Source organism: Propionicimonas sp. (assembly GCF_047606205.1).
Classification (GTDB): Bacteria; Actinomycetota; Actinomycetes; order Propionibacteriales; family Propionibacteriaceae; genus Propionicimonas.
In genome coordinates this window covers 1-5,231 of record NZ_JASGES010000172.1, presented here as the reverse complement: position 1 = coordinate 5,231, position 5,231 = coordinate 1, and the positions used below count along the sequence as shown (strand labels likewise).

General features: G+C 73.6%; 4 protein-coding genes. 1 reads left to right on the top strand and 3 read right to left on the bottom strand.

What is annotated here, in order from left to right; genetic code table 11:
* Positions 1-1,218 (bottom strand): AAA family ATPase (locus tag QM633_RS10680; RefSeq protein ID WP_415153739.1); only part of this gene is annotated, 1,218 nt, incomplete at its 3' end.
* Positions 1,219-1,414: 196 nt separating this feature from the next.
* On the opposite strand from QM633_RS10680, the gene QM633_RS10675 reads away from it, so the two are divergent.
* Complete coding sequence (locus tag QM633_RS10675) at positions 1,415-2,389, top strand: adenosine deaminase (protein WP_415153738.1); 975 nt, start codon at positions 1,415-1,417, stop codon at positions 2,387-2,389.
* Positions 2,390-2,477: 88 nt separating this feature from the next.
* Here the strand turns inward: QM633_RS10675 and QM633_RS10670 are convergent, their stop codons facing one another.
* Together QM633_RS10670 and QM633_RS10665 are read right to left on the bottom strand one after the other, a co-directional pair.
* Complete coding sequence (locus tag QM633_RS10670) at positions 2,478-4,862, bottom strand: hypothetical protein (RefSeq protein WP_415153737.1); 2,385 nt, start codon at positions 4,860-4,862, stop codon at positions 2,478-2,480.
* Positions 4,863-4,997: 135 nt separating this feature from the next.
* Positions 4,998-5,231: GNAT family N-acetyltransferase (locus QM633_RS10665; RefSeq protein ID WP_415153736.1), on the bottom strand; the 234-nt coding region annotated here is incomplete at its 5' end.

Genomic DNA, 5,231 nt, shown 5'->3' with positions numbered 1-5,231 from the left:
CATCAGCCGGTCCGCCCTCGCCGCGGCCGGCGTGGTCAGCGCCGCCGCGGAGCGGAGCGCCCGCAGCGCCTGCTCGCCGTCGCCGGTAGCCAGGCTGCTGCCGGCGAGGTCGTCGAGCCGGTTCGCCAGCGAGTCGTCCGCGCCCGTCGCCAGTTCGACCTGCCACCACACCGACCGCCGGTCCTCCCCGGCCGTCTCGAGAAGAGCTCGAAGGATCGCCCGGCGCTGCGCCGGCGGCGTGGCCGAGGCCACCGCGGCCGGAACGAGCGGATGCCGAAAGCTGACCACCTCGGTGGCGCCGTTCAGCAGTCCGCAGTCCACGGCCGCGTCGAGGCACCCCTCCTCGATCGGCCGGCCGAGCACCACCGACGCGGCGGCGAGCACGTCCCCGCGGGTGCCTCGCTCCGCGATCGCCGCGACGGCGAGGCACAGCCGCGCGGGCGGCGAGAGCTCGTCCAGACGACCCCGGAACGCCTCCTGGAGGCGCTGGGTGAGGTGCCCCCGGCGTGCCGACGCGATGCCGGCGGGCCCGGACGGGGAGAGCTCGACCAGGGCGAGGGGGTTGCCCTGGGCACGGTCCAGCAGTTCGCGACGGGCACTGCCCAGCGGACGGTCCTTCCGGCGGTCCAGGAGCGTGTTGGCGTCGACGAAGCCCAACGGCGACAGGACCCGGTGCTGCGCGTCCACGGCTCGTTCCGCGATCTCGTCCTCCCGGGTCGCCAGCACCGCGACCACGGGATCGGACCGTAGCCGCCGCAGCGCCACGAACAGGGCGGAGCGGGAGGCGGGGTCGAGCCAGTGCAGGTCGTCCACGATCACGGCCAGCGCCCCCGTGGACGAGGCCTCGGCCAGGAGGGTCAGACTGGCCATGCCGGCCAGGAAGGCGCCGGGCGTCGGGCCGTCCCGCGTGCCGAAGGCGATCTCCAGCGCGGCGCGTTGAGGCGGCGGGAGGTCTGGGAACCGCCTGCGCAGAGGATGCAGGAGCAGGTGCAGGCCGGCGTAGGGCACCGAGGCCTCCGCCGGGCTGCCCCCGCCGCGCAACACCGTCATCGACCGCGTGGAGGCTCGCCGCGCGAACTCGTCCAGGAGATAGGACTTGCCGATCCCCGGCGGCCCACTCAGGATCAGGGTGGACCCGTGGCCGGAGAGGTCGTCGCACAGCGCGTCGAACAGCGTGATCTCGTCACGACGACCAACGACCTGGGGCTCGGGGGTCACGACACAGACTCTTCCACGCTGCGGACGCGGGGAGTATCAGCAGCCTGACCGCCCCGCGAGCGCAGCCGCCCTGGGGGTCGTGCGGCGCGCCGGATCGGCCGTTCGACCCTCCGGAGGGCCGGCTCCCCGGTGTTCGCCGTCCTGGTCGGCTCCCGGCTCGGCGATAGCATCGCGGCAACCGGAGGGAAGGAGTCCGATGCTGCCGTTCGCGGAGTTGCACCTGCACCTGGAGGGCACGCTCGAACCCGACCTGGTCTTCGAGCTGGCCGAGCGCAACCGGGTCACCCTGCCGTGGCGTGACGTCGACGACCTGCGCAGCCGTTACGCGTACGGCTGCCTGCAGGACTTCCTCGACGTCTACTACGCGAACATGGCCGTGCTGCGCACGGAGGCCGACTTCGCCGAGCTCACCGACGCGTACCTGGCGAGGGCGGCCGCGTCCGGGGTGGTCCGCGCGGAGGTGTTCCTCGATCTGCAGGCCCACACGGCGCGTGGCGTCCCCGCACCCGTCGCGCTCGCCGGGGTCGCGGACGCGCTGGCCCGCGCGGAGACCGACCACGGCGTGAGCGCGGGCCTGATCGTCACCTTCCTGCGCCACCTGCCCGCACCGGACGCGGAACGCGCCTACGCGGAAGCCGTCGCCACCGGGGTCGACCTGCTCGGCGTCGGGCTGTGCTCCTCGGAGATCGGCTACCCCGCCGCTCCGTTCGCCCCGCTCTACGCGCGGGCGCGGGCGGACGGCCTGCACACCGTCGCCCACGCGGGAGAGGAGGGCGGCCCCGAGTACGTGTGGGAAGTGCTCGACGCGCTCGGAGTGGAACGGGTCGACCACGGCATCAACGCGCTCCGCGACCCGCGGCTGGTGGAACACCTCGTCCGGCACCGGATCCCGCTCACGGTCTGCCCGCTGTCCAACGTGCGGCTCAGGGCCGTGCCGACCATGGCCGACCACCCGCTGCCCGCGATGCTGGACGCCGGCATCCTGGCGTGCGTGAACTCCGACGACCCCGCCTACTTCGGCGGCTACCTGGACGCCAACCTGGCCGCTGTCCGCCGCGACCTCGGACTCGGCGACGACCAGCTGGCCACCCTGGCCGCCAACAGCATCGAGGCGTCCTTCCTGCCGGCCGCAGCGAAGACGCGCCTTCGACAGGCAGCTCTGGTCCGCTGAGTCCGGGTGGAGCCCTCGCCGGGCCGTCCCGTCGCGGATCCGGAGGCCGCACGCTCACCGACACCGGCCCGTCCGACCTCCCCGATGCTCAGGGCGCGGGGGCCGGCGGCGTGGCAGCGCCCTCCTCGCGCGAGCGGGCGTGCGCGCGCCGTCCCTTCTCCGGTGGGGACGGGAGCGCGAAGGTCCCCAGGTGGTTCGCCCGCAGCAGCAGCCGGCTGGTGCGCAGCGACTTCGACCGCCCTGACAGCGGGGCGACGTCCGCGTCCCTGCTGAGTTCCACCACCCCGACCTTCAGGCTGCGGGCGAACGGCATCAGCAGCAGCAGGACGCCGACGCCCAGCACCATCACTCGCAGCGTGTCGGACTCCGGCCCTGGCAACTGGTTGGTCAGGCCGAGGTAGGTGACCACGACGCCGAGGAGGAGGAACGCACCGTTGACCAGGCGCTTGCGCCAGTTCGACCAGCGGTAGGCGATCATCAGCAGGGCGAGTCGCGACGCCTCGTCCCGGTCCGGAACGTGCCGCATCTGGTGCAGCAGCCGCTGCCACCGCGGGCCCCATCGCCGGCAGCACGGCTGGTTCACCGAGCGGAGGTGCTGGATCAGGTCCTGCGCGTCGTCGATGAGCTGGGCGTCGCCCTTCAGGCCGAGCCGGTCCAGTCCCTCCTGGGCGAGGATCGCCGCGTGCAGGCCGCGCCGGCACACCTCGATGAACAGCCGCGGAGCCAGCGGCTCGGAGCCGACCCGCCCACCCGGCCGGGCGCGCCCCGTCTCGAGGTAGAGCTTCGTGTCGCGGTGCAGGTCGGCGGCCATCCGGTAGTCGGCGACCGCCACCATCAGCTGCTGGGCGTTCTCGACCGAGCCGGTGTTGCCGCTCCCGCCCTCGGGGCCCTCCGCCATCGCGAGCGCGGACTCGAACTCGCCCTCGGCCTGGATGGCGCGGGCCAGGATGTGCTCGCCGACCGCGTCGGTGATCGCTATCGCCTCCCGCATCGCTTCCTTGTACCGGCCGGCGATCAGGGACGCCTGGGCGTCCAGCACTCGCAGGTCGAGGTCGTGCCTGCGCAACGGCAGCACCTGGGCGAGCAGCGCGTCCGCCGCGACGTCGTCGCCGGTGCGGAGCAGCAGCATCGCGCCAAGGACCTGCACCGACCACGGGTCGGCAGCGGTGAGCGGCTCGGCGGCGATCATCGCGGCCGCACGGTCGTCGTCACCGGCGAGCAGGGCGAGTCGCAGCAGCTGGCGGCCGTCCACGTCCGGCCCGGCCTGGGCCAGCAGCGCCCTGGCTGCGGCCTGCCCGGTGTAGCGCGAACCGCTGAACGGGTTGTCCGGCTCGACCAGCCGGCCCTCCGAGGTCGGCGTTCCCCACTGCGTCCCCGCCCACAGGCAGGCCTCCGCGTAGGACGTGTTGTACGGGTCCGGCGTGTCGAGCTGGCGGAGTTCGGCGAGGATCGCCAGCGCCATGGGCTGGTCGGCCAGCAGGATCCGGATCCGCAGGATCGAGCGGCGCAGCTCATCCGGCAGGGAGGTGTCATCGAGTTCGACGGACTTCCGCAGGTGGTCCCACGCAGCCCGGAAGCGCCCCTGCTGCGCGGCGAGCCGGTAGGCCAGCAGCCGGTACACGTGGCGCCAGTGCGCGAACGAGTCCGCGGCCATCCCGGCGGCCGCCCACCCGGCCGCGTCGCCAGGGCGTCCCTCGATCACGGCGATCGTGCGCAGGCAGGCCTCCTCGGCCTCGGCGAACCGGCCGACGTCGGTCATGGCCTGCACCCAGCGCGAGCGGTCCTCGATGTCGAGGTCCCGGACGCCGACGCCCCACTGGGCGGCGAGCTCGTCGAACAGCCGGGCCGAGGTCGCGAAGTCGTCCAGTTCGGCGGACGCCACCGCGCGCACGAGCACGGCCGCGGCGCTCAACTCGGCGCCGGTGACGAGTTCCAGGGCGATCACGGGGCTCTCCGCCGCGAGCAGGTCCGCCGCGCGCAGGGTCGACTCCGGGCCCGCGGCTGCGAAGCGCCGCAACGCGCTCTCGAACTCCGCGTAGCTGCCGATCGGCGTCCGTTGCCTGCGTCCGGCCTGGAAGAACCGGTCGAGCAGTCCGATCATCCGGACGCCCTCCGCGTCGGTGCGGGGCACGGGTCCGGCCATCTTCAGCGCTGCCGACCACGCCTCCCGCGCGAGGTCGTCGTCGTCGGACTCGGCCCCGGCAGCCCTGGTCTCCGCCCGTTGCCACAGCTCCGCGGCCACGAACTCGAGGATGTCCTGGTCGTCGGGGAAGCTGGCCACCAGCTCGGCAAGGCTGGGCTGCTGGCGCCGGACACCGAGCGCCCGGAGCGTCCGCAACCAGTTCCCTGCGTCGACGCGGTCGAGGCCGCCGAGGCGGTGCAGCTCGGCGTAGGCGGAGTCGGCCACGTCGAAGCTGCCGTCCGCGAGGCACTCCTCCGCCCGGCGTCGCAGCGCCGCCTGGTCGGCGGCCACAATCGGCTCGTCCAGCATTCTCGCCCCCCGGCGATGAATTGTTCGCGTGCCGGCGACCACCGAGCAATGCTTCGAATTGCCCACTGGCTACGTACGGAACGTGCCCGGACGGTTCGCCGTCCGGGGTGGGGACGGTCAGGCGAGCAGGTCGGCGTACTCGGGGTGCCGGTCGAACCAGAACCCGACATAGGAGCAGACCGGCCGCACCTTCCACTCCCCCGCCGCGCGGACCTCGTCCATGGCGTGCTGGACGAGGCGCCCCGCGACGCCGCGTCCGCCGAACTCCGAGGGCACCATCGTGTGGTCGAAGGCTGCGACACCGTCGCGGACGGTGTAGTGGGCCTCGCCGGCGAACCGACCATCGACGGT